At 30.6% G+C, this 22,934-nt stretch carries 33 protein-coding genes; all 33 read left to right on the top strand.

Features of this window, described 5'->3' with window-relative positions:
* Window positions 1–103: 103 nt before the first annotated feature.
* The 33 genes from BN1865_RS02690 (at window position 104) to BN1865_RS02540 (ending at window position 22,934) form a co-directional block, all read left to right on the top strand.
* Window positions 104–385 carry a hypothetical protein gene (locus BN1865_RS02690; protein WP_050635722.1) on the top strand — a complete coding sequence of 94 codons (282 nt, stop codon included), beginning with the start codon at window positions 104–106 and terminating at the stop codon, window positions 383–385.
* A gap of 30 nt (window positions 386–415) precedes the next feature.
* On the top strand, window positions 416–628 hold the full coding sequence (locus tag BN1865_RS02685; protein ID WP_050635721.1) for a zinc metalloprotease: 213 nt from the start codon (window positions 416–418) through the stop codon (window positions 626–628).
* 8 nt (window positions 629–636) lie between these two features.
* Complete coding sequence (locus tag BN1865_RS02680; protein ID WP_050635720.1) at window positions 637–1,317, top strand: hypothetical protein; 681 nt, start codon at window positions 637–639, stop codon at window positions 1,315–1,317.
* Window positions 1,318–1,600: 283 nt separating this feature from the next.
* Entirely contained in the window at window positions 1,601–2,062 is a 462-nt protein-coding gene (rimP, locus tag BN1865_RS02675) for a ribosome maturation factor RimP (protein WP_050635719.1), read from the top strand.
* Window positions 2,063–2,077: 15 nt separating this feature from the next.
* The gene (nusA, locus tag BN1865_RS02670) at window positions 2,078–3,538 is read left to right on the top strand and encodes a transcription termination factor NusA (RefSeq protein ID WP_050635718.1); all 1,461 of its coding nucleotides are present in this window, start codon (window positions 2,078–2,080) and stop codon (window positions 3,536–3,538) included.
* 11 nt (window positions 3,539–3,549) lie between these two features.
* Window positions 3,550–3,804, top strand: coding sequence for an RNase P modulator RnpM (gene rnpM, locus BN1865_RS02665; protein ID WP_050635717.1), 255 nt, complete (start codon window positions 3,550–3,552; stop codon window positions 3,802–3,804).
* Window positions 3,794–4,096 (top strand): L7Ae/L30e/S12e/Gadd45 family ribosomal protein, encoded by a 303-nt coding sequence (locus BN1865_RS02660; RefSeq protein WP_050635716.1) that lies wholly within the window; start codon window positions 3,794–3,796, stop codon window positions 4,094–4,096. The genes rnpM and BN1865_RS02660 overlap by 11 nt, the downstream gene beginning before the upstream one ends.
* A 4-nt stretch (window positions 4,097–4,100) precedes the next feature.
* Window positions 4,101–5,960, top strand: a complete 1,860-nt coding sequence (infB, locus tag BN1865_RS02655; RefSeq protein WP_050635715.1) for a translation initiation factor IF-2 — start codon at window positions 4,101–4,103, stop codon at window positions 5,958–5,960.
* A gap of 13 nt (window positions 5,961–5,973) precedes the next feature.
* A complete protein-coding gene (rbfA, locus tag BN1865_RS02650; RefSeq protein WP_050635714.1) occupies window positions 5,974–6,315 on the top strand; it encodes a 30S ribosome-binding factor RbfA in 342 nt (113 codons plus the stop codon).
* A gap of 92 nt (window positions 6,316–6,407) precedes the next feature.
* The gene (locus BN1865_RS02645; protein WP_050635713.1) at window positions 6,408–7,157 is read left to right on the top strand and encodes an SDR family NAD(P)-dependent oxidoreductase; all 750 of its coding nucleotides are present in this window, start codon (window positions 6,408–6,410) and stop codon (window positions 7,155–7,157) included.
* Between the two features lie 90 nt (window positions 7,158–7,247).
* Window positions 7,248–8,378 carry an N-acetylglucosamine-6-phosphate deacetylase gene (gene nagA, locus BN1865_RS02640; RefSeq protein WP_050635712.1) on the top strand — a complete coding sequence of 377 codons (1,131 nt, stop codon included), beginning with the start codon at window positions 7,248–7,250 and terminating at the stop codon, window positions 8,376–8,378.
* A gap of 11 nt (window positions 8,379–8,389) precedes the next feature.
* Window positions 8,390–9,268 carry an aldose 1-epimerase family protein gene (locus BN1865_RS02635; protein WP_050635711.1) on the top strand — a complete coding sequence of 293 codons (879 nt, stop codon included), beginning with the start codon at window positions 8,390–8,392 and terminating at the stop codon, window positions 9,266–9,268.
* 38 nt (window positions 9,269–9,306) lie between these two features.
* On the top strand, window positions 9,307–9,480 hold the full coding sequence (locus BN1865_RS17870) for a sporulation protein Cse60 (protein ID WP_082189881.1): 174 nt from the start codon (window positions 9,307–9,309) through the stop codon (window positions 9,478–9,480).
* 33 nt (window positions 9,481–9,513) lie between these two features.
* Complete coding sequence (locus BN1865_RS17865; RefSeq protein ID WP_082189880.1) at window positions 9,514–9,669, top strand: DUF1540 domain-containing protein; 156 nt, start codon at window positions 9,514–9,516, stop codon at window positions 9,667–9,669.
* Between the two features lie 62 nt (window positions 9,670–9,731).
* The gene (locus tag BN1865_RS02630) at window positions 9,732–10,202 is read left to right on the top strand and encodes a hypothetical protein (RefSeq protein WP_050635710.1); all 471 of its coding nucleotides are present in this window, start codon (window positions 9,732–9,734) and stop codon (window positions 10,200–10,202) included.
* On the top strand, window positions 10,199–10,921 hold the full coding sequence (locus BN1865_RS02625) for a pseudouridine synthase (RefSeq protein ID WP_050635709.1): 723 nt from the start codon (window positions 10,199–10,201) through the stop codon (window positions 10,919–10,921). The genes BN1865_RS02630 and BN1865_RS02625 overlap by 4 nt, the downstream gene beginning before the upstream one ends.
* A gap of 21 nt (window positions 10,922–10,942) precedes the next feature.
* Entirely contained in the window at window positions 10,943–11,596 is a 654-nt protein-coding gene (gene trmB, locus BN1865_RS02620; protein WP_050635708.1) for a tRNA (guanosine(46)-N7)-methyltransferase TrmB, read from the top strand.
* 2 nt (window positions 11,597–11,598) lie between these two features.
* The gene (locus BN1865_RS02615) at window positions 11,599–11,919 is read left to right on the top strand and encodes a thioredoxin family protein (RefSeq protein WP_050635707.1); all 321 of its coding nucleotides are present in this window, start codon (window positions 11,599–11,601) and stop codon (window positions 11,917–11,919) included.
* Between the two features lie 10 nt (window positions 11,920–11,929).
* Window positions 11,930–12,532: a YtpR family tRNA-binding protein gene (gene ytpR, locus BN1865_RS02610; protein ID WP_050635706.1), complete on the top strand. Its 603-nt coding sequence runs from the start codon at window positions 11,930–11,932 to the stop codon at window positions 12,530–12,532.
* An 11-nt stretch (window positions 12,533–12,543) separates the two neighbouring features.
* Window positions 12,544–13,152: a hypothetical protein gene (locus BN1865_RS02605; protein WP_050635705.1), complete on the top strand. Its 609-nt coding sequence runs from the start codon at window positions 12,544–12,546 to the stop codon at window positions 13,150–13,152.
* Window positions 13,152–13,481, top strand: coding sequence for a holo-ACP synthase (acpS, locus tag BN1865_RS02600; RefSeq protein ID WP_050635704.1), 330 nt, complete (start codon window positions 13,152–13,154; stop codon window positions 13,479–13,481). Before BN1865_RS02605 ends, acpS begins: the two co-directional genes overlap by 1 nt.
* 214 nt (window positions 13,482–13,695) lie before the next feature.
* Window positions 13,696–14,028: a single-stranded DNA-binding protein gene (locus BN1865_RS02595; protein WP_050635703.1), complete on the top strand. Its 333-nt coding sequence runs from the start codon at window positions 13,696–13,698 to the stop codon at window positions 14,026–14,028.
* A 199-nt stretch (window positions 14,029–14,227) separates the two neighbouring features.
* Window positions 14,228–16,036 carry a translation elongation factor 4 gene (gene lepA / locus BN1865_RS02590; protein ID WP_050635702.1) on the top strand — a complete coding sequence of 603 codons (1,809 nt, stop codon included), beginning with the start codon at window positions 14,228–14,230 and terminating at the stop codon, window positions 16,034–16,036.
* 163 nt (window positions 16,037–16,199) lie between these two features.
* Window positions 16,200–18,245, top strand: a complete 2,046-nt coding sequence (locus BN1865_RS02585; protein WP_050635701.1) for a peptidoglycan D,D-transpeptidase FtsI family protein — start codon at window positions 16,200–16,202, stop codon at window positions 18,243–18,245.
* Between the two features lie 64 nt (window positions 18,246–18,309).
* Window positions 18,310–18,459 carry a 50S ribosomal protein L33 gene (gene rpmG, locus BN1865_RS02580; RefSeq protein ID WP_050635700.1) on the top strand — a complete coding sequence of 50 codons (150 nt, stop codon included), beginning with the start codon at window positions 18,310–18,312 and terminating at the stop codon, window positions 18,457–18,459.
* Window positions 18,460–18,500: 41 nt separating this feature from the next.
* Window positions 18,501–19,112, top strand: coding sequence for an MBL fold metallo-hydrolase (locus BN1865_RS02575; RefSeq protein ID WP_050635699.1), 612 nt, complete (start codon window positions 18,501–18,503; stop codon window positions 19,110–19,112).
* A gap of 173 nt (window positions 19,113–19,285) precedes the next feature.
* Window positions 19,286–20,272 (top strand): ATPase, T2SS/T4P/T4SS family, encoded by a 987-nt coding sequence (locus BN1865_RS02570; protein ID WP_050635698.1) that lies wholly within the window; start codon window positions 19,286–19,288, stop codon window positions 20,270–20,272.
* Complete coding sequence (locus BN1865_RS02565; protein ID WP_050635697.1) at window positions 20,265–21,263, top strand: type II secretion system F family protein; 999 nt, start codon at window positions 20,265–20,267, stop codon at window positions 21,261–21,263. Before BN1865_RS02570 ends, BN1865_RS02565 begins: the two co-directional genes overlap by 8 nt.
* Before the next feature lie 16 nt (window positions 21,264–21,279).
* Window positions 21,280–21,585, top strand: coding sequence for a competence type IV pilus major pilin ComGC (gene comGC / locus BN1865_RS02560; RefSeq protein WP_050635696.1), 306 nt, complete (start codon window positions 21,280–21,282; stop codon window positions 21,583–21,585).
* On the top strand, window positions 21,572–21,967 hold the full coding sequence (comGD, locus tag BN1865_RS02555; RefSeq protein WP_050635695.1) for a competence type IV pilus minor pilin ComGD: 396 nt from the start codon (window positions 21,572–21,574) through the stop codon (window positions 21,965–21,967). The genes comGC and comGD overlap by 14 nt, the downstream gene beginning before the upstream one ends.
* On the top strand, window positions 21,957–22,166 hold the full coding sequence (locus tag BN1865_RS02550) for a hypothetical protein (RefSeq protein ID WP_050635694.1): 210 nt from the start codon (window positions 21,957–21,959) through the stop codon (window positions 22,164–22,166). The genes comGD and BN1865_RS02550 overlap by 11 nt, the downstream gene beginning before the upstream one ends.
* Window positions 22,163–22,576, top strand: a complete 414-nt coding sequence (locus BN1865_RS02545; protein WP_198527225.1) for a hypothetical protein — start codon at window positions 22,163–22,165, stop codon at window positions 22,574–22,576. Before BN1865_RS02550 ends, BN1865_RS02545 begins: the two co-directional genes overlap by 4 nt.
* Window positions 22,554–22,934 carry a hypothetical protein gene (locus BN1865_RS02540; protein WP_050635693.1) on the top strand — a complete coding sequence of 127 codons (381 nt, stop codon included), beginning with the start codon at window positions 22,554–22,556 and terminating at the stop codon, window positions 22,932–22,934. Before BN1865_RS02545 ends, BN1865_RS02540 begins: the two co-directional genes overlap by 23 nt.

Below are 22,934 nucleotides of genomic sequence, written 5' to 3'. Positions count from 1 at the left end.
AATGATAAAAATATGTAAAATTCTATATGAATTCCATAATTTTTATTAAAATAATGATATAATGAAATTAGAAAGAGATATAAGGGGTTTGGAAAGGAGTTATATGAAATTTAAAAAGTTAAAACTCTTTATAATTATATTTACTTTATGTTTGTTTAATATTTCTATTGTTGCTGCTGATTGGGAATTAGGACAAAAATTACCTGCATTTGCAACTTCTTATCGTTGGGATTCTTCTATGAGTATGGATAATAGTTTACAGACAGCGTGGAATCAAGCAAGAAGCTCATGGACATCTTTGGTGGGTGTTACATATTACTATATGTCTGACAGTAATTATAAACAAGGACTTATGAAAGAAACAAGTTCAACTTTATACGGTTAAATTAATTATCCAGTCAACATATGGGAAACTATGACATCATATTTAGCAAGAGTGAATATTGGTAATAGCAAAGTTTATTCAACAAATGTGGCAAGAAGTACGGCTACTCATGAATTGGGTCATTCATGGGGATTGGACGATTTGACTTCGGGGACTTCAATTATGAATGGTAATAGAAATAGAGGCAGTCTATACACACCACAAAGTATCGATATTAGTCGAGTAAAATCTTTATATAAGTAGGTGAGAGTATGAAAAAATTAAAATATTTTATTCCAATATTATTTGTCTTATGTTTTGCCATATATTTATTATATAAGCCACAAGTTATCGTTAGTAAATTTGATTTACCTATTGCTAATTCATATACTGATTTAATTACTCAAAGTGAGGTTGTTGTTAAAGGTCATTTTACTAAATTTAGCCATGAATGGAATATGGCAAGAGATATTGATGACAACCCAAGTGATATATATGAGACAATAGGACGTGTTTACAATTTTGAAATCACTCATATCTATAAAGGGCTTGCTAAAAATGTATCAAATATTCAGGTTAATCAAAGGTATAGTGAAACAATTTATTATACAGCTCATAATGATATTCCTGACATGGCTGATATTAATAAAAACACACCAAAAGTTATTGCATTGGATCAAACCTATATTGAACCTGATTTAAATAAAGAATATATTTTATTCTTAAATAATGAACCCACTCAACATAATTATTATGGTGCTGTTTATCCTTTCATGGTTTCTATAACAAATAATGAGTTAAAATTAGAGTCTCAGCTTATGAATACGGATGGAACAATTGAAAAAGAATATAAGGTCAATTCTAAAAATATTATCATTAGGTCTGAATATGGTCGCATAAATGATTTTTCAAATGAAATGAATTTTAATCAATTTGAAAACTTATTTCATTAATTAATTGGATATAAGGGTGCTTTCAATTATAGTGAAAGAAGTGCAAAGAGTTATAAAGATTTCATGATTGTTTATTTATAAAAAACTTTTTAATGGATAAAATTTAACAAAAATCGGTGTCTTTGAGAATATGTCTGATGAAAATCAGCTGTCTTTATTTGATTTGTAGGAAAATATTGATGAAAGCATTGTTTTTTGTATTGAACTATGTTATATTATACATGTAATCAGTGATTTACGAGAGGGGCAACCCTCTCGTTTATATTTGTAAACGGAGGATTATATGCTAGAGACAATTAAAAAATTAATTCAACCTATTCTTGATAATCATGATGTCTATCTTGATGATATTGAATATGTGAATGAAAAAAATGAGTGGTATCTAAGAATATTCATTGAAAAAAATAATGATCACTTAGATATGGATACTTGTGTTGCTGTAAGTGAGGAGATTAGCGAAAAGCTTGATGAAGCTGATATCATTACCAATGAATATTATTTGGAAATCTCATCTCCAGGTGCTGAAAAGCCATTAAAAACATTAGAAAAAGTACAACAGTCAGTTGGTGAATATGTCTATATCCAGTTTAAAAAACCAACCCAGGGAATGGATGATGTTTATGGAACTATTTTAAGTGTTGATAATGAAACAATTGAGTTTCAATATTTAGTGAAAAATATTAAGAAGACTTGTACTTTGCAATATCAAGATATTGCTTTTATAAGATTAGCTGTTAAGTTTTAAGGAGGAAAATAAAAAATGGCTAGTAAAAAATTTATCCAGGCTTTAGAGCTATTGGAGAGTGAAAAAGGGATTCAAAAGGAAGTTGTTTTAGAAGCTTTAAAAGAGGCTTTAGAAAAATCGTATAAAAAGAATTATGGTGGTTCTGAATCAATTATTCGTGTTGATATTAATGAGAATACTGGTAAAATTCGTTTATATGAAATCAAACATGTTGTTGATGATGTCAATGATGAAGATTTCGAATTATCTTTAGAAGAAGCACAAGTCATTAATCCTAAATATCAAGTAGGAGATGATGTTGTCACTGAAATTGATCCTGAGGTTTTTGGTCGTTTGGCTGCAATTCAAACAAAACAGTTATTAAAACAAAAGATTCGTGAAGCTGAGAAAGAAACTTTATATAATGAATATATTGATAAAAAAGATGATATTATTACAGGTGTTGTTGATCGTGTAGAAGAACGTTTCGCAATTATAAATATTGGCAGAACAGGTGCATTGTTGCCTTTAAATCAACAGATTCCAGGTGAAAAAATTTATGAAGGTCAGCATATAAAGGTTTATGTCAGTGATGTTGAAAGAAGCACTAAAGGAACACATATTGGTGTGTCAAGAACAGAACCAGGTCTTGTCAAAAGATTGTTTGAAATGGAAGTGCCTGAAATTTATGATGGAACAGTTGAAATTAAATCTGTTTCGCGTGAAGCAGGAGATCGTAGCAAAATTGCTGTGTATACAACAAATGATAATGTCGATCCTATTGGATCTTGTGTTGGTCCTAAAGGAAGTCGTGTACGCAATGTTGTCAATGAACTTAATGGTGAAATGATCGATATTATTGAATGGAATGAAGATCCAGTTATCTTTATTTCTCATGCATTATCACCTTCAGAAGTGGTACATGTTGAGATTTGTGAAGAAGATCATAGTGCACTTGTGATTGTACCAGATAATCAATTATCTCTAGCAATTGGAAAAAAAGGACAAAATGCAAGATTAGCAGTACGTTTAACTGGTTGGAAAATTGATATTAAATCTGTGAGTGAAGCAGCTGCTGAAGGTATTATTTATGGTCAAGATGCTGAATTTGAAAAATCATTTGAAACTGAAATGACAAAAGATGAACCAATTGTAGAAACATTAGTGAAAACTGTTTCATCTGAGCCAATTATTGAAGAAGCAGATGAGGAAGAAACATTTGAAGATATCATTTCTGAACCAGAATTAACTGAAGAGCCAGTTGAAGAATTTGAGGAAATGATTGAAGAAGATGATTCAATGGATGAAGATGAAGTTTCTGAATCAATTGATGAAGAGGAAACTTTTGTCGCAGATGATGAAGAAGAAACATTTGTCACAGACTTAGAAGAAGATGATAGTGAAGAATTTGATGATGATTATGACTATGATTATGATCCTAAGTATGATGAAGATATTGATTATGATGAATTTGATAAATATTATGATGAAAAATAGAGGTGATTCTCATGAAAAAAATACCTTTAAGAAAATGTGTGGCAACAGGAGAACAGCTTCCCAAAAAAGAACTTATTCGTGTTGTTAAGAATAAGGAAGGCGAAGTTTTTGTAGATTCAACGGGTAAAATGAATGGTCGAGGGGCATATTTAAAAAGAAGTCTTGAAGCTATTGAAACAGCCCAAAAAAAAGGCGCATTGAAACGTGCTTTGGAAATTGATATTCCTGATGCAATATATGAGGAACTTAAAACATATGTTAAATAAAGATGTGTTATCTTTGTTGGGTCTAGCATCAAGAGCAAGAAAAATCAGTTGTGGTGATGTATTATTAAAAGATATTCGTTCACAACAGGTTTTTCTGGTCATTATTGCTCAAGATGCAAGTGAAAATACAAAGAAAAAATATACTGATAAATGTTCATACTATGGTAGGGATGTTTTGATTGATGGTACGATTGATGATCTATCAGCAGCAATTGGGAAAAGCAACCGCGTTGCTGTGGGGATTAAAGATAAAGGTTTTGCAGATAAAATCAAATCAAAGTTAGGAGGTTGATGTTATGGCAAAAAAGAATACTTCAACAAAAAAGAAAGGTAATCAGCATAAAAAGAAACTTATTTCAAATATTCCTAATAAGGCAGGAAAGAAAGAAGAAAAAATCATTGGTGATGGTATTGTTGAATATGAAGAAGGAATTACTGTTGGTGAACTTGCTGAGAAAATAGGGCAAACACCTGCCAATGTTATTAAAGTTTTATTTATGTTAGGGACAATGGTCACAATTAATTCATCTTTAGATGATGAACAAGTTGAATTGATTTGTCTTGAATATGGTTATGAACCAAAGAAAAATGTTGTTGTTAATGAAATTAATTTTGAAAATATTGAGATTGTTGATAATGAAGCTGATTTAACAAGTCGTCCCCCAGTTGTTACAATTATGGGACATGTTGATCATGGGAAAACAACATTATTAGACTCAATTAGAAAATCAAAAGTTGTTGATGGTGAATTTGGAGGTATTACACAGCATATTGGCGCTTATCAGGTTGATGTGAATGGAAAAAAAGTTACATTCCTCGATACCCCAGGTCATGAAGCATTTACAGCAATGCGTGCACGTGGAGCACAGGTTACAGATATTGTTATTATTGTGGTTGCAGCTGATGATGGTGTTATGCCACAAACAAAAGAAGCTGTTGATCATGCATTAGCAGCACAAGTTCCAATCGTTGTTGCTGTTAATAAGATTGATAAAGAAGGTGCTGATCCTGATCGTATTAAATCAGAGATGAGTGAATTGGGATTAATGCCTGAAGATTGGGGTGGAGATACAGTTTATTGTAATATCTCTGCAAAAAAGGGAACTGGTATTCCTGAATTATTAGAAACATTAACAGTTGTTGCGGAATTGGCTGATTTAAAAGCAAATCCAAAACGTTATGCATATGGTAGTGTTGTCGAGGGTAGACTAGATAAAGGTCGTGGACCAGTTGCAACATTATTAGTTGAAAACGGAACTTTAAGAGCAGGGGATCCAATTGTCGTTGGAACTGCCTTTGGTCGTGTACGACAAATGTTAGATGATAGTGGGCGTCCTTTAAAAGAAGCTGCACCATCAACACCAGTAGAGATTACTGGTTTAAATGAAGTTCCTGTTGCTGGTGATAAATTTATGGCTTTTGAAACTGAAAAAATGGCTCGCCATGTTGGTGAAGAAAGACAAAAAGCAAAACAGGAAATTGATCGTGGAGTCAATTCGGCTATGAGTTTGGATGATTTATTTAATCAAATCAAAGAAGGACAAATGGTTGATTTAAACATTATTGTTAAAGCTGATGTTAATGGAACGGCAGAAGCTGTGAGAGGATCATTAGAAAAGATTGATATTGATGGTGCACGTGTTCATGTTATCCGTTCTACTGTAGGAGCTATTAGTGAATCTGATGTCTTATTGGCAAGTGCCTCAAAAGCAATCATCTATGGCTTTAATGTGCGTCCTGATGCAAATGTAAGACGTAAAGCGGAAGAAGAAGGCGTTGAAATCAGATTGCATAATATTATCTATAAAATGGTAGAAGAAATTGAAGCTGCTATGAAAGGTATGTTAGCACCTGAATTAGAAGAAGTGATTACTGGACAAGCAGAAATTAGACAAGTTATCAAGGTTTCTAAAGTTGGTAATATTGCTGGATGTTATGTCACTGATGGATATATTCGAAGAGATTGTGGAATTCGTTTAATTCGTGAAGGTGTCGTTATTTATGAAGGGAAATTAGCTTCTTTAAAACGTTTTAAAGATGATGCAAAAGAGGTTGCAACAGGTTATGAATGTGGTATGACAATTGAAAACTATAATGATATCAAAGAAGGCGATATTGTTGAAGGTTATATCATGAAAGAAGTCGAAAGAAAATAGGAGTTGATTGAAAGTGGTATTGAAGAAAGAGAAAATGAATAATATTATTCAAAGAGAACTTTCAGGTATATTGCAGACGGAAGTCCGTGATCCAGATATTGGCTTTTGTACAATTACAGGTGTAGATATTACAAATGATTTATCAATTGCTAAAATTTATGTATCATTTATGAATAAAAACACAAAAAAGAGTATGGAAGCATTAGAAAGATCAAAAGGATTTATTCGTTCTTTATTAGCAAAACGTCTTACAATCCGTAAATGTCCTGAGATTCACTTCATATTAGATACTTCTTTAGAATATGGAAATAAAATTGAGAGTATTATTGACGAATTACATGAAAAAGACAGTTAATGTCTTTTTTATTTGAAATACTTGTGAAATATTTGACAAACAAGGCTAATTAGCATAAAATAAATTTATATTGAAATGAAAGAAGGAAAAAAATGAAATTGTTAGAAGGAAAAGTTGCAATTGTTACAGGTGGAACAAGAGGAATTGGTTTTGCGACTGTCAAAGCTTTTTTAGAACAAGGAGCTAAAGTTGCATTGTTTGGTTCACGTAAGGAGACTGTTGACATTGCATTAGAAAAACTACATGAAGAAAATGAAAATTGTCAAGTGATTGGATTACATCCTAATTTAATGAATGCTCAAGAAGTCAAGGAAGCATTCCAAATGGTTGTCAAACAGTTTGGTCGTTTAGATATTCTTGTTAATAATGCTGGTATATCACAACGTGATAAACTCTTTGATTATAATTTAGAAGATTTTGAAATGATTATGAATCTTAATGTCAATGCTGTTTTTATCTGTTCAAAAGAGGCTGCTATTTTGATGAAAGAACAAGGTGGAGGCGTTATTTTAAATACGAGTTCAATGGTATCATTATATGGACAACCAGCCGGTGCAGGTTATCCTACATCTAAATTTGCAGTTAATGGTATGACAAAGTCATTAGCTCGTGAACTTGGTAAAGATCATATTCGTGTGAATGCTGTTGCGCCAGGTGTTATTAAAACAGATATGGTGGCAGCCTTGCCTGATGAAATTATTCAGCCAATCATTAATTCAATCCCTTTAAGACGTGTAGGTGAGCCGGAAGATATTGCGAATGCTTTTGTGTTTTTAGCAAGTGATATGGCAAGTTATATTACTGGTGTCATTTTATCGGTGGATGGAGCAACAATGTCATAATTATGGGTATACTGATGTATACCTTTTCTTGTGTATTTTATTTGAAGATATATCAAGACGTGGTATAATAAAGCAAGGAGGACAAAGAAAATGAAAAAATGTATTGTGAACGGGAAAATTATTTTACATGATGAAATTGTTGAAAAAAACGTTTTCATTGACGATGATAAAATCGTTGAAATCAGTGATCGTCAACCCACTGATGAAGATATTATTGATGCGAAAGGAATGTATGTAAGTCCAGGATTTATTGATGTGCATACACATGGTCGAGGTGGAAGCGACACAATGTATCCGACTTTTGAAGATTTAAATACCATTTCAAACGCGGCTTTAAAAACAGGTGTAACAACATTGTTGCCAACAACAATGACAATGCCAGTTGATGATATTACAAAAGCAGTAGAAAACATTGCACTCAATAAAGACAAAGTAACTGGGGCACAGATTTTAGGTACTCATTTAGAAGGACCATTTTTTAATAAACAGTATAAAGGGGCACAACCAGAAGAATGTATGATTTTACCAACAGTTGAAAATTATTTATCATTTGTGAAAGATCATCAGGATGTTATTAGAAAAATTTCAATTGCTCCAGAATTAGAACATTCAATTGATTTAATTACTTACTTAAAAGATAAAAACACTGTTGTTTCTTTAGGACATACTAATGCAACTTATGAGGAAGCACAAGTAGCTATTGATGCCGGTGCAACTTCTGGAACACATACGTATAATGCAATGACTCCATTGACACATCGTGCACCAGGTGTTGTTGGGGCGATTATGATCAATGATACAGTTTATGCTGAATTGATTTTAGATGGTATTCATGTTAATTTTGCTGCTGCAAAGGCTTTGCTTCGTGCTAAAGGCAAAGATAAGCTGATTTTGATTACTGATTCTATTGAAGCTGCTGGATTACCTGATGGAACATATAAACTTGGAACACAACCTGTCTATGTGAAAGATGGGTCAGCACGTTTAGCCAATGGAGCATTAGCTGGAAGTATTGCCAATATGAATGAATGTGTTAATAATGCATATAAACATCTTGGATTAACTTTAAATGAGGCTGTCAATTTAGCAAGTTATAATCCGGCACAAAGTTTAGGTGAGGATAGTATTGGAGAAATTAAAGAAGGTAAATATGCTGATATTATTTTCTTTGATGAAGATATTAATATTCAAAAAACAATGATTAAAGGTCAAATAAAATAGGAGATTATAAAATGGCGATTTTAAAAAATGATATTTTGGAAGTTGAATTAAATCCAAAGGGTGCTGAAATTATTAAAATTGTTGGGTTAAAAGATGGTTTGAATTATATGTGGCGTAGAGACCCATCATTATGGGCAAGTAGTGCACCTATATTATTTCCAATTGTTGGTGCTTTACAAAATAATGAATGTCGTATTGATGGAAAAACATATACAATGACACAACATGGTTTTTCAAGACATAATGAATATTTAACACATCAATTATCAGATACATGTGTTGAATTTGAATTAACACCAAATGAAGAGATATTAAAACAATATCCATATTTATTTGATTTAAAAGTGATTTATACATTAAAAGAAAATCAATTAGAATGTCGTTGTGTTGTAACAAATACTGATGAGCGTGTTATTTATTTTCAAATTGGTGGACATCCTGCATTTGCATGTCCATTTATGGAAAATGAATCAAGCAATGATTATTATATCGAATTTGAAAAAAATGAATCTTTATATCAGAAAATTATTGATGTTGAACATCGTGGCATGTCAGATAAAACAGAGTTGTTATTTGATAATGAAAGACGCTTTTTTGTAAGACAGGCCCTATTTAATAATGATGCTATTGTTGTTAAGAATTTTCATTCACACTATGTGACTTTAAAATCTTTAAATCATGATAAATCTATTCGTTTTTATATGGATAACTTTAATCATTTAGGAATTTGGACAAGTAAACATGTTGGTGGTTTATTAGCAATTGAACCATGGGTAGGACATAGTGATTATGTTGGATTCACAGGTGAATTTAAAGAAAAAGAAGGCGTTGTTGCATTAGCGAAGCAAGAAGAATTTATGTGTCAGTTTACAATTGAGATTAACCAATAATGACAAAATTTTTAAGTGATGTGTGTTAATATGAATGCATGAAAATAAAAATTATTGAAAAAACACATGAACTTGATTTAGAAGATGCTTTAAATGATTTTATTTGTAAAGAAAATCCTGATATTCAAAATATTCATTATCAGGTTGCTATGACATCTCATAATGGTGAACTAGAGTACAGTTTTAGTTGTTTGATTGTATATTTATCTTAGGTTTCTGCCATAATAAAATATGGAGGTGAAACCATGGCTAAAGATGTAAAATGTAGCGTGGATACTTGTAAATACTATTGTGATGGATGTTGTGAAGCAAATTGCATTCATGTGAATAACTGTCGCTGTAAAGAAGCAAAAGATGTTGCTGAAACAGCTTGTGATACATTTGAATGTAAATGTCAGTAGAAAGGCTAGAAATAGCCTTTTTTCATTTGGTGAAAAATGCTATAATAAAAGATGGTGATAATATGAAAAAAACAATTCTGTTCATAAGTGTTCTGTTATTGTGTGTGGCATGTAATCAAACACAGCAAAATTCACAGTTTACAATGTATGAAGAGATTAAGAATGATTTGAAGAATCAGCAGAATTTTGATAAAGATTTTCCTTTTCGTATTCAATTGATTTTCAATCAATTAGATCAAAAATATCGGTATGATATTATCATTGATCAGCCACAAATAAATATGTATAATATTATGGCTTTAGCATATGCTCAGGAAACAGATGAACAAACCTGCCCAGTGATTGGACTCTTTGATCAGGAACCTTATCATTTACATAAAAATTATGTTAATAAAGCAGAACATTTTTATAAAGGAATACAATTATCTGGTGAATGCGAAATGAAAAGAACAGTTAAGGTTTATATCAGTTATTATATTGATGAAGAAAAGACAGAAAAGAAGGTTAAATATATAGAGGTGAGTCCATCATGAGAATAGATAAACTTTTAGCCCATAGTGGTTTTGGAACAAGAAAAGAAGTGAAGGAATTAATTAGAAAAGGATATGTCACTGTTAATGGTGAAATTATAAAAAAAGATAAAGCACATGTTGATCCAATGCGTGATGAGATACGTGTTGATGATGAAAAAATTATTTACGAGGAATATGTTTATTATATGCTTAATAAGCCAAGCGGCTATGTTAGTGCAACAGAAGATAATGTCTATCCAACGGTAGTAGAATTAATTGATGATTATTATCGAGATGATTTATTCCCAGTAGGTAGACTTGATGTTGATACCGAAGGATTATTAATTTTAACAAATGATGGTGTTTTAGCTCATCAGCTTTTATCACCTAAAAGACATTGTCCAAAAGTCTATTATGCAAAAATTAAAGGAATTGTAACAGAGGATGATGTTCAAAAGTTTTTAAAAGGCATCGTTATTAATGATGATTATCAATGTCAAAGTGCTCATTTAACCATTTTATCAATCAATCATGGGGAAAGTGAGATTGAAGTAGAAATTTATGAAGGAAAATTTCATCAAGTGAAAAAAATGTTTTTAGCGCTGGGAAAAGAAGTGACATATTTAAAGCGAATTCGAATGAAAGAACTTTATTTAGACACTTCTTTACAGCTAGGTGAATATCGCAGATTAACTGATGAAGAATTAGATAGATTAAAGGATGAATCTGTGCTACAATAATAAAAAATATTGGAGGAAAATATGCGTTTAAGAAATAACCCAAAAGCAAACGAGATTTTAGAAAATCACAAAGAGTTTGTTGTGCTAAATACAAAGGATTATAAAGGGAAATGGCATCAGTTATTTGCAAATGACCATCCTATTTTTATTGAAATAGGAATGGGGAAAGGTGATTTTATTATTGAAAACGCCAAACGATATCCAGATATCAATTTTATTGGGATTGAGAAATTTCCAAGTGTTTTAGTTGGTGCTATCAAAAAACTTGATGAAGAACCACAAGTTCTTCCTAATTTGAAACTTATGAAAGAAGATGCTCTTGTTTTAAATGATGTCTTCAAAGAAAATGAAGTAAGTCGAATTTATCTTAATTTCAGTGATCCATGGCCAAAGAAGAAACATGCGAAACGTCGTTTGACATCTGAGGTATTTTTGCCTATTTATCAAAATATCTTGAATGAAGATGGTGAACTGATTTTAAAAACAGATAATCGTATTTTATTTGAATATTCATTGATTTCATTTCAGCATTATGGAATGGATTTTGTAGATGTTTGTTTAGATTTACACCATAGTGAGGGATACGAAGATAATATTCAAACAGAATATGAACGTAAGTTCTCACCGTTTGGACCTATTTATCGTATTGTTACAGCGTTTAAAGGAGAAAAATAAAGATGAATAATTTAGTAAGTATTAATAGTGTAGAAGATTATCAAAAGGCTATTTTAGGACAATCTATGATGGTTTTTTCAACGACATGGTGTCCTGATTGTCACTTTTTAAAAACATTTATTGATGAGTTAGTAACAGAAAATCCAGATTGGAAGTTTTATTATATTGATCGTGATCAAATGGTTGATTTATGTATTGATTTAGAAATAATGGGTATTCCTTCGTTTATTGCATACAAAGAAGGAAAAGAAGTTGCAAGACTGGTTAATAAATTACGTAAAACAAAAAATGAAATTCAAGCATTTATTGATGCAATAGAATAGGTGGGATAAGATGAATTTACATGCTTTTTATAATTTAGATCATATTGGTGATGTGTTATTAGTAAGATTAACTGATTCAGCTAAAGTAGATAAATATGAAAGAAATGATGATTTATATGTTTTATATCAGGATAATCAAGTTATTGGGTATAATTTATTTCATGCTTCTCAATATATAAGTCAGTTGACTCAAGGAAAAGTAAAAATAACAGTGGATTTTGTAAATGAAATGAATCAAGTATTGGAAAAATATCAACAGTCACATGTAGAAAGTGATTATGATGATGGTTTTCATGTTGGCAAAATTATTGATATTCAAGAACATCCAGATTCAGACCATATGCATATATGCCAGGTTGATGTAGGAAGTGAAACTTTGCAAATTGTCTGTGGAGCTCCAAATGTTGCTTTGAATCAATTGGTTGTTGTGGCAAAACCGGGTGCAGTGATGCCTTCGGGATTAGTCATTAAACCATCACAATTACGAGGAATTCCATCGTCTGGTATGTTGTGTTCTGCACGAGAACTGGCTTTAGCGAATGCACCACAAGTCCGTGGTATCCTTGTTTTGGATGAAAAAGATTATCAAGTTGGAGATTCGTTTTTTCAATAGGAGGAAGAGATATGTTTAAAAAATGGTTTACTAAAGAAGAAGATGAAGAAGAAGTTTTTGAAACAGTTGATCCTGTTTTGGAACAAAGACGTAAAGAAAAATTTAGTACACCTCTCATTTATAATGATGATGAGGAAGAAAAAAAAGAGGAGAAAAAACCAGAAATTAAGAAACCTGAGCCTAAAAAAGTTCCTTTAGAAACAAATTATCGTATGAGTGAAATCATTTCACCAATAACTGGAATCAAAGAAGAAAGAAAAAAAGAAGTAAAAGTTGCAAGACCTAAAACAAAGAAAATCAAAAAAGAAACAGATGAACTTATTCCAATTATTAGTCCTTTTTATGGACCTGCTGATAATCTTAAGGATGAAAAAAAGCAACCTGAAGAAAGTCAACCTATTGAAAAGGAAACAAAGGAACCAAGTGTAGAAGAAAATTTACGTAATATTGCACATATTGTTGAAGAAGAACAAGATCAATTAAAGATTATTGAAGAGAGAACTGGAGAGTTTAAACTTGATTTTCAAAATAAAGAAGAGGACTCTTTTATTGATGAGATAGATGATTCAATGAGTTTAGATGAATTGATGAGTCTTTATGAAAAGAAGTTTAAAGATTAATGAAAGGAATTGGAGTCGATATCGTTGATCTTGAACGCTTGGATATTAATAATCTGCATTTCGTTAAAAGAATTTTAAGTGATCGAGAATTTCAACTTTATCATCAAATGAAGTCTGATCAGCGCCGATTAGAATTTTTAGGTGGAAGATTTGCAGGTAAAGAAGCATATTTGAAAGCTTATCATAAAGGAATAGGTGGAATTAATTTTCAAGATATTGAAATTCTTAATGATGAGAGTGGATGTCCTTTTCTTAATGATGAAAATGCCCAAATTTCTATTTCTCATGAAAAAAAATATGCTGTGGCTTTTGTAATTGTAGAAAAATAGCTGAAAAACATCATTTTATTGATGTTTTTTTTATTTGTTAAATCGAAATTCATCAATTTCGACAAGATATGTTCTTAAATCCTATCCTAAATGCCAGTTTTTAAGAATAACCTTCTTGAAATATGTTAAAATTCATTAAAATTGCCTCTATTTCTTCAAATTAGGTTATTTCTCTATTCTCGTATATACTTAAAGAAAAAGGAGGAAAATAAAAATGTTTAATGAAATAATTGTTATTGGGAAGTTAGCAAATGAACCAGTTTTAAAAGAAACAAGCAACGGTGTAAAACTTGCAACAATGGTTTTGGATGTTGAAAGACCTTATCGAAATAATCTGGGAATTAAAGATCATGATTATATCAGTTGTGTATTATGGAAAGGAATTAGCCAAACAGTGATGGATTGTTGTGAGATTGGAAGCTATATAGGAATAAAAGGACGGTTACAATCAAAAACTTTTGAATCATCAGATCATCAGACAACCACTGTGATGGAAGTGAAAGTCGAACACGTTGAGTTCGTAGATAAATATCTAATGAATAGATAAAACATAAAAAAGCATCTTAGATATTTTTCTAAGATGCTCATTATTTATATGGATTATAATATAAAGAAATTTAATGTTTATATACTAAAACCTTATTTCTTTTAAAAAAGTTGAAAAACTGTCCTTTATATTACTTTTTTATTTCTTTTTAGGTCATAATTGTGTAAAATAGATTAGGTAAAAAGAAAGGAGTTTGATTATGAATATAGATCAATCACATATAAGAAATTTTTCTATCATTGCACATATTGATCATGGAAAGTCAACTTTAGCAGATAGAATTCTACAACTTACTGGTGCGGTGAGTGACAGAGAAATGAAAGAGCAACTCCTTGATAGTATGGATTTGGAAAGAGAACGTGGTATCACTATAAAATTAAATGCAGTTCAATTAACATATACAGCTAAAAATGGTGAAACATATTTATTGCATCTTATTGATACACCGGGACATGTCGACTTTACATATGAAGTTTCACGTTCATTAGCGGCTTGTGAAGGGGCTGTTTTGGTTGTTGATGCTGCCCAGGGAGTGGAAGCTCAAACGCTTGCTAATGTCTTTTTGGCATTGGATAATGATCTTGAAATATTGCCAGTCATTAATAAAATTGATTTACCAAGTGCTGATCCACAGAGAGTTATTCATGAAATAGAAGAAGTTATTGGATTGCCAGCCGATGAGGCTCCACTTATTTCTGCTAAAACAGGTTTGAATGTTGTTGATGTTTTAGAGGATATTGTCAAAAATGTTCCTGCACCAAAGGGGGATATTCATCATCCTACTCAGGCCCTTATTTTTGATTCATTATATGATAGTTATCGTGGTGTTATTGTTTTTGTTTGTATCAAAGAAGGTTGTATTCGTGTTGGTGATGAAATCAAGTTTATGGCAACTGGTGCAACTTATGAAGTCGTTGAGGTAGGTGTCAGAACACCAAAAGAAGTCAAAAAAGACAAACTTGTGACAGGTGAGGTTGGTTGGATAGCTGCCTCAATTAAATCTATTCAAGATGTACATGTTGGAGATACGATTACAACTTTATCACAAGAATCAACACAACAGTTACCTGGATATCGTCGATTAAATCCAATGGTTTATTGTGGTTTGTATCCAGTAGATAATGCAAGATACAAAGATTTAAGAGAAGCACTTGAGAAGATGAAATTAAGTGATTCTGCATTGATTTTTGAACCTGAAACATCACAAGCATTAGGTTTTGGATTTAGATGTGGTTTTTTAGGCTTATTACATATGGATGTTATTGAGGAAAGATTAGAACGTGAATTTGATTTAGAGTTAATTGCTACGGCGCCTTCGGTTGTTTATCATTGTCATCTCACTGATGGAAGCATGATTGAGATTGACAATCCTGCTATGTTGCCTGATCCACAGAAAATAGATTGTATTGAAGAACCTTATGTTAAAGCTTCTATTATGACACCTAATGAATATGTTGGGCCTATCATGGAGTTGTGTCAGGCAAAGCGTGGTGAATATCAGGATATAGAATATATTGATGATTTAAGACGTAATGTCATCTATATGGTTCCATTAAGTGAAATTGTTTATGATTTCTTTGATAAATTAAAATCTTGTACAAAAGGTTATGCTTCTTTTGATTATGAACTCAATGGTTATAAAGAAAGTCGTCTGACACGTATGGATATTTTGTTAAATGGAGAAGTTGTTGATGCTTTATCAACAATTGTTCATAAAGATTTTGCATATAATCGTGGTCGTATTATCTGTGAAAAATTAAAAGATATTATTCCAAAACAAATGTTTGAAGTGCCGATTCAAGCTGCCATTCAGGGTAAAGTTATTGCCCGTACAAATATTAAGGCAATGCGTAAAAACGTTTTAGCAAAATGCTATGGTGGTGATATTTCTCGTAAGAAAAAACTTCTAGAAAAGCAAAAAGAAGGAAAGAAACGAATGAAAGCTGTTGGAAGTGTAGAAATTCCTCAAGAAGCTTTTATGGCTATTTTATCAGTTGATGATGACTAATAAAGCCAAAAATATGGATATAATTTATTTGTATTGTGCGTAAAATTTAGAAATATGAAATATTTTTAAAAATGATGAAGAGAATTTGTGAAATTCTCTTTTTCTTTTGGGTTGATTTACTTTCAATATCGTTTATAATATAATAAGTCATGGAGGTGCAGATATGGGTCTTTTTAAAAAAAGTCAAATCAAGTTTGATGGCAAAAAAGAACTTGAATCAAAGATAAAAAATCAAACTGATAATGTTATCTCTAGAAGATTTAAAATATTGATGATAAGTGTTGCGATTATGGGTGTTATTTTATTAATTCGTTTGTTTATGACACAGATTAATCAAAAAGATTATTACACAACGAAATTAGCACAATATAACACAAGTATTTTTACAGCTGATACTTTTAGAGGCAATATCTATGATCGTGATTATAATCGTTTAGTATATAATAAAAATATTAATTGTGCGACTTATTATGCCGTTAAGAATATCAGTGAAGAAGAAATCAAAGTCATAGTTAACTTTTTAATTAACAACGTCAGTGTGGATACTGGCACTGTTACACAACGTGATAAAAAAGATTATTTAATAATGAAAGATAGTACATATGTTAAAAGTCTTTTATCTGAGGCAGAGTTAAAGCAGGATGATGATGTTGTTTATAAATTACAGTTGGATCGTATTACTGATGATATACTTAATGAGAAATTAAGTCATAATGATATTAAATATTATATGTTATATGCAAAAATTCAAAATTGTACAAATGGTTCAGTTGTATTGCTTGAAAATCTTTCAATTAAAGAAGCAAGTCTGATTGGGGAAAATTCAAACATATTAAGAGGAATAAAAGTGACAAATGATTGGTCACGCGAATACACATATGATAATACTTTTAAATCTGTATTAGGAAGAGTAACAACGAAAAAACAAGGGTTGCCAGCAAGTACAAAAGATATTCTTTTGGCTCAAGATTATAACAATGATTCACGTGTTGGTGTGAGTGGAATTGAAGCACAATATGAAAATATTTTAGCAGGGTCTGCTGCAAAATATTCAATGACCTATGATAGTGATGGGAATCCTATTATAAAGTCAGTTTCAAGTGGCTCTAAAGGAGACAATATACGTCTTACAATTGATTGGGAAATGCAAGAGTATTTAAACAATTTAATTGAGAGCTTTTTAAAAAGTCGCCAAGGTGGGACATACAATAATCATATTTTTGTGACAATGATGGATCCAAATAATGGTGAGATTATTGCAATGGCTGGGAAACAAAGAGATACAAAAACTGGTGAAATTTCAGATTATGCATCTGGAAATTATCTTTCTGCATATGCTATTGGTTCAACTTTTAAGGGTGGAACTGTTTATATGGCTTTTAAGGAAGGACTTGTTAGCAAAGGTGAGTCTTTTATGGATGACGCAGCTGGTATTAAGATTGCGGGAACAAATGCTAAAAAATCATATAAACCTTTAGGGCGTGTTAATGAAGTTCAAGCATTAGCTAAGTCTTCAAACGTTTATATGTTCCATGTAGCCATCCGTTTAGGTGGTGGAAAATATGTAAGAGATCAACCTTTAAGTGTTAATTCTGAAGCATTTGATATTCTTAGAAAAGATGTCGGTGAACTAGGACTAGGTGTTAAAACAGGAATAGATGTTCCAAGTGAGAGTTTAGGTTATCGTGGACCGGTTACAAGTCGCCAAGGTGGTAATTTACTCGATTTTGCAATTGGACAATATGATACTTACACACCAATTCAAATGGCACAATATGTTTCTACAATTGCAAATGGTGGAAAAAGAATTCAGCCACATCTTTTCTTAGAATCGTTTGATGAAAATGATGAAGGTCAAAAAATTTCTTTATTACAACATAAAGTTAAGGTTCTTGATGATGTATCTAGTTATACATTAGCATTCGATCGTGTTCAAACAGGTTTTAGAGAAGGTTGTGTCACTGGTTTGGCAAAGGCTATGAATGGCTATTATCAGGCGGCTGGAAAAACAGGTACTGCTCAGGTCTTTATTAATAATGTGGAGTATCAAAACCGTGCATTTGTTGGTTATGCTCCTTATAATGATCCACAGATTTCAATTGCCTGTATATCTGAAACACAAACTTCAAGTTCATCTAGTGCCTGCAATAGTATCTCAAAACAGGCTTTAACAAAATATTTTGATAAATATGGTGTAAAAAATAAATAAAGTGTAGCATTTTTAGAAACTTTATGCTATTATAGTATGGCGAAGTCACAATGGAGGTGTAATAATGAGAGAAAACATCATTTTAAAATGTACTGAATGTGGTGAAGAAAACTACATTAATACTAAAAATAAAAGAAATCATCCAGAGAGAATGGAAGTTCAAAAATACTGTCCAAGATGTAATAAAAAAACTGCTCATAAAGAAAAGAAATAAGCCATATGGCTTTTTTTCTTTAATAGAAAGGATTTGTTGATATGATAAAAAAATTGATCTTAGGTTCAATGCAAACCAATTGTTATATTGTATATAATGATAAAAATGAATGTATCATTATTGATCCAGGAGCAAATGGTCAAAAAGTCTTAAAGTATTTATCAGAAAATGAATTAAAGTTATGTGCTATATTGATAACTCATGGACATTTTGATCATATTGGTGCTGTTGACTATCTCTATGAGCATTATCATTGTCCTATATATGCTCATCAAGAATCTATAGAGATTATGAATAATCCTCAATACAATTTGTCCTGTTTTGAAAAACCATTTGTTATTAAGGCACCAATTCAAATAGCAAAGCCTATAATGCGTATTGCTGATTTTGATTTAAAATGGTATTTGTTAGAAGGACACTGTCAAGGAAGTTGTATGATATATATTCAAAGTGAGAATGCAATGTTTAGTGGTGATGTTTTATTTGCTGGTTCAATTGGCAGATTTGATTTTCCTACATCTTCTCATTTACAAACAAAGCAGTCTTTAAATACAATTAAAGCAATGGATTTTGATGCAAGATTATTGCCGGGCCATGGTGAAGAAAGTACGTTGCTTTTTGAACAAAATAATAACCCATATTTAAAATCATAAAAAAGATTTCATCCGTTTTATTTATAAAGGATGGAATCTTTTTTTGCTTAATATGGTTAATTTTTATTGAATTATAGAAGTATTTGAATAAATTAAAAAAATATTTCATTTTTTTGAAAATAAAAAAAGAAAAATGAACTTTTTTTGCGTATATATATAGTAGGAGGGTAATTATGGATGAACTATTTGATAAGGTGATGTATCGGGCTTTGAAAATGAAAGCTACAGATATACATATGGTTTTAAAAGATTGTCTTTATATTCGTTTTCGGTTGTTTGGGAAATTAAAAAATTATGATTGTTTAGAAAATGATTTAGGAAGTAAATTGATGAATTATATTAAATATAGAGCGCTCATCAATACAAATTATCGACTTCTTCCTCAAACTGGTGATTTTTCAACAACTATACATCAAAAAGAGTATTTCTTGAGAATTTCTTATCTGCCATCACAAAATTTTGAAAGTATTGTCATTAGGATTCTTAACAATCATGAGATTGGTACAATTGAACAACTTTCTTACCAAGATGATATTATTCATTATTTAATGTGGTTAACAAAACAGGAAAGTGGCTTATTTTTAATTAGTGGAGCAACGGGATCAGGGAAATCCACGACCTTATATACTGTTCTTAAAGAAATTATTCGTCATGATAATAAGAATGTTATTACAATTGAAGATCCTATTGAAATGCAATTAGAGAACTGTTTACAAATTGAACTAAATGAAAAGTTAGGAATTACTTATCAGGATACTTTAAAGCAGATATTAAGGCATGATCCAGATATTATTATGATTGGTGAAATACGTGATGTGACAACAGCTAAAATTGCGATTACATGTGCTTTGACAGGGCATTTAGTTTTAACAACTATTCATGCAAGCAATGCATTATTATCATTAAAACGTTTAATGAATCTAGAAGTAAATGAAATAGATATCTGTGATGTTGTTATAGGTGCAATGTCGCAAAGGATGAAATATGATTCAAAGAATCAAAGAGTTATTGTTTTATCAGAGTATATGAATAAAGAAGAGATTTTCTCTTACTTTCAAAATCACGAAACAAATTATTCAACGTTTGCAAAGCAAGCTCAAAAATTAATAAATCAAGGTTTTGATAGAGAGTTATTTACAGGAGAATATCAATATGAATAAAGATTATCTGCTTTTAAAAAATCTATATACTTTATTGGAGGCAGGTTATAGTATTGAAGAAACATTACATATTTGTCAGCATATCATGCATCATCCTATAATAACAAAAATGATTGATCAGTTACATTATGGTGAATCTTTAGAAACGGTTATTATAAGTGGGGATTTTCCAAAATTATTTTTAGAATACTTTTATTTTTTTAAAAATAAGAATTGTTTATCTGAAGCTATTCAAAAGAGTTTAGATATTTGTATGATGAAAGAAGAGTATCAAAATCAATTAAAATCAAAATTAACTTATCCTCTTATTTTAATGACTTTTTTGCTTCTTTTTTCTATTTTTGTTGTATTTATTTTATTACCAAATGTCAATCAGCTATTTGATTCTTTTCAAATTCAAAAGAGTCTTATGATTCAAATTATGTTTTTCTTTTTCTATTTTATGCCAATTTTAATTATTTCTATTGGGAGTCTTATTGTGTTTTTACTTATTCGACTATTTTTTGCACTACGTCATAAATCTTATTTAATTATTGAGTGGTATTTGAAATTACCAGTCTTTAAAATTTGTTTGCAAAAATATTTTTCTCTTAAATTTGCTGTTTATTATCATGAACTTCTTAATGAAGAAATTGATAGTACAAGTATTATTGCACTTTTGAATGAACAAATGACAGAAAGTGATTTAAAAATTGTGCTTTATGAAATGAATAACAGATTACATGAAGGTGAAGCACTAGAAGATATTTTAGAAGATTTTGAGTATTTTGATCGTTTGTTTTTAAGCTTTTTTCAAATGTATATGAAAAATCCAGTTCAAAAGCAATCTTTAGCACATTATATTGATTTGACTTATGAACAGATTGATCTTTGGATATCCCAATTTTTAAAATATCTTGTTCCATCAATTTATGGGTTTGTAGCAGTTTTTGTTATTACGATTTATGTTTCGATTATTATTCCAATGATGAATGTAATCTCAGATATTTAGAAAGGAAGGAATAAAAATGAACAAAAAAGGATTTACTTTAATTGAAATGATTTTCTGTATTAGTGTGATATTAGTTATTTTGCTTCTTGTTATACCTAATGTTACTTCTAAAAATACTGTTGTTAAAAACAAAGGTTGTGAAGCACAAGTTGAAGTTGTGAATTCTCAGATTTTGTTATATGAAATTGAAAATGGAGAGTTACCAACAAGTATTTCTGATTTAACAAGTGGTAGTCATCCCTATTTAACAGAAAAGCAAGGAATATGTCCAAATGGAAAATCAATATCTATAAGCGATGGTCAAGCTTATGCTGATGAATAAAGGATTTACTTTAGTTGAAACATTATTTGTATTATTTGTTATATGCATTTTATCAACTCTCTCTTTAACATTACATATGCCACAAAAGAGTGAGAGTATGCTTGTTCAAGAAATCATTGGTTTTTTAAATGAAGCAAAATTAACAGCAATGACGTATAAACAGACAGTAACATTAACATTTTCAAATTCTGAAATTGTTTACCACAGTGTTGATTTTAATAAAGAATATCAATTATATGATCAAAGTTTTTTTGAACCACACGAAATGACCTTTAATCTTTCAGGGAATATTAAAGGTGCTAAGACGGTTGTTTTACATACTTCTAAAAAACAATATCAGTTTGTTTTTCAAGTGGGCAGTGGGTGCTTTTATGTTAGGTAAAAGAGGCTCGACACTGATTGAAAGTTTGTTTGCTTTTGAAATCTTTATATCTGTATTGGTAATCTATATGGGTTTAATGACGAATCTTTTTTCCAATGAAACGAAAATCAGTCAGTATTATCAAGATGTTTTAAAGAAAGAGGGTGAAATATCATTTTCAGAAGATTTTACAGAATTAATTCAAATGGCTTTACATTGATTGAAGTCTTATTTTCATTTGGAATTTCATTGATTATTGTAACAAGTTTGTTTGGGATGTATCGCACGATTTCACATGCTCAAAACATTTCACAATATGATGAAGATATTTTTATAGCTGCAAAACAAATCAGTCAGGAGGTGTTGGGAACAAATTATGAAGACGTTGGTGAGCAATACAGTTTTTATAATTATGACGGTGAAATCATGACATTTGATATAGATAATCATCGTCTTGTTAAAACGCCTGGATTTGAGATTATGATAACCAATATCGATGATCTTTCTTTTGAAATGAAGCATGATATGATTTATATGAATGTCGTTCGCAATGAAAAAGAATATCAGTTCTTGCTTACTTTTGCAAAAGAAAAACAGGAGATAGACGATGAAATCATTACAGAACAATAAAGGATCCGTATTACAAATTGTACTTGTGACTTTTTTAGTATTCACATTTTCTCTAACTGTAGGATTATTTCTAATTCGACAAAATGCCAAAAACTATACATCTATTCAACTTCTCATGAAGCAAAAAAATCTAGAGATTTTACTGACTCAATATTATGTTGATCAAATGCAAAATGATATTTTATTAAGTGATGATTATATGGATGATGAATATTCAATTCAAAGTCTCATTGAGGATTTAGGAGATTATTATGAAATTACAACGCATATATCATCTGAAAAGATCAACTATTCATTTATATTAAATATACGAACAGATACGTTTGAAGTTACAAAATTTAGCTATGTGGAGGGATAA

The sequence above is a fragment of the Candidatus Stoquefichus sp. SB1 genome, assembly GCF_001244545.1.
Classification (GTDB): domain Bacteria; phylum Bacillota_I; class Bacilli_A; order Erysipelotrichales; family Coprobacillaceae; genus Stoquefichus.
Note: the sequence above shows the minus strand (reverse complement) of the source record. Positions and strands in the feature narration are given on the sequence as shown.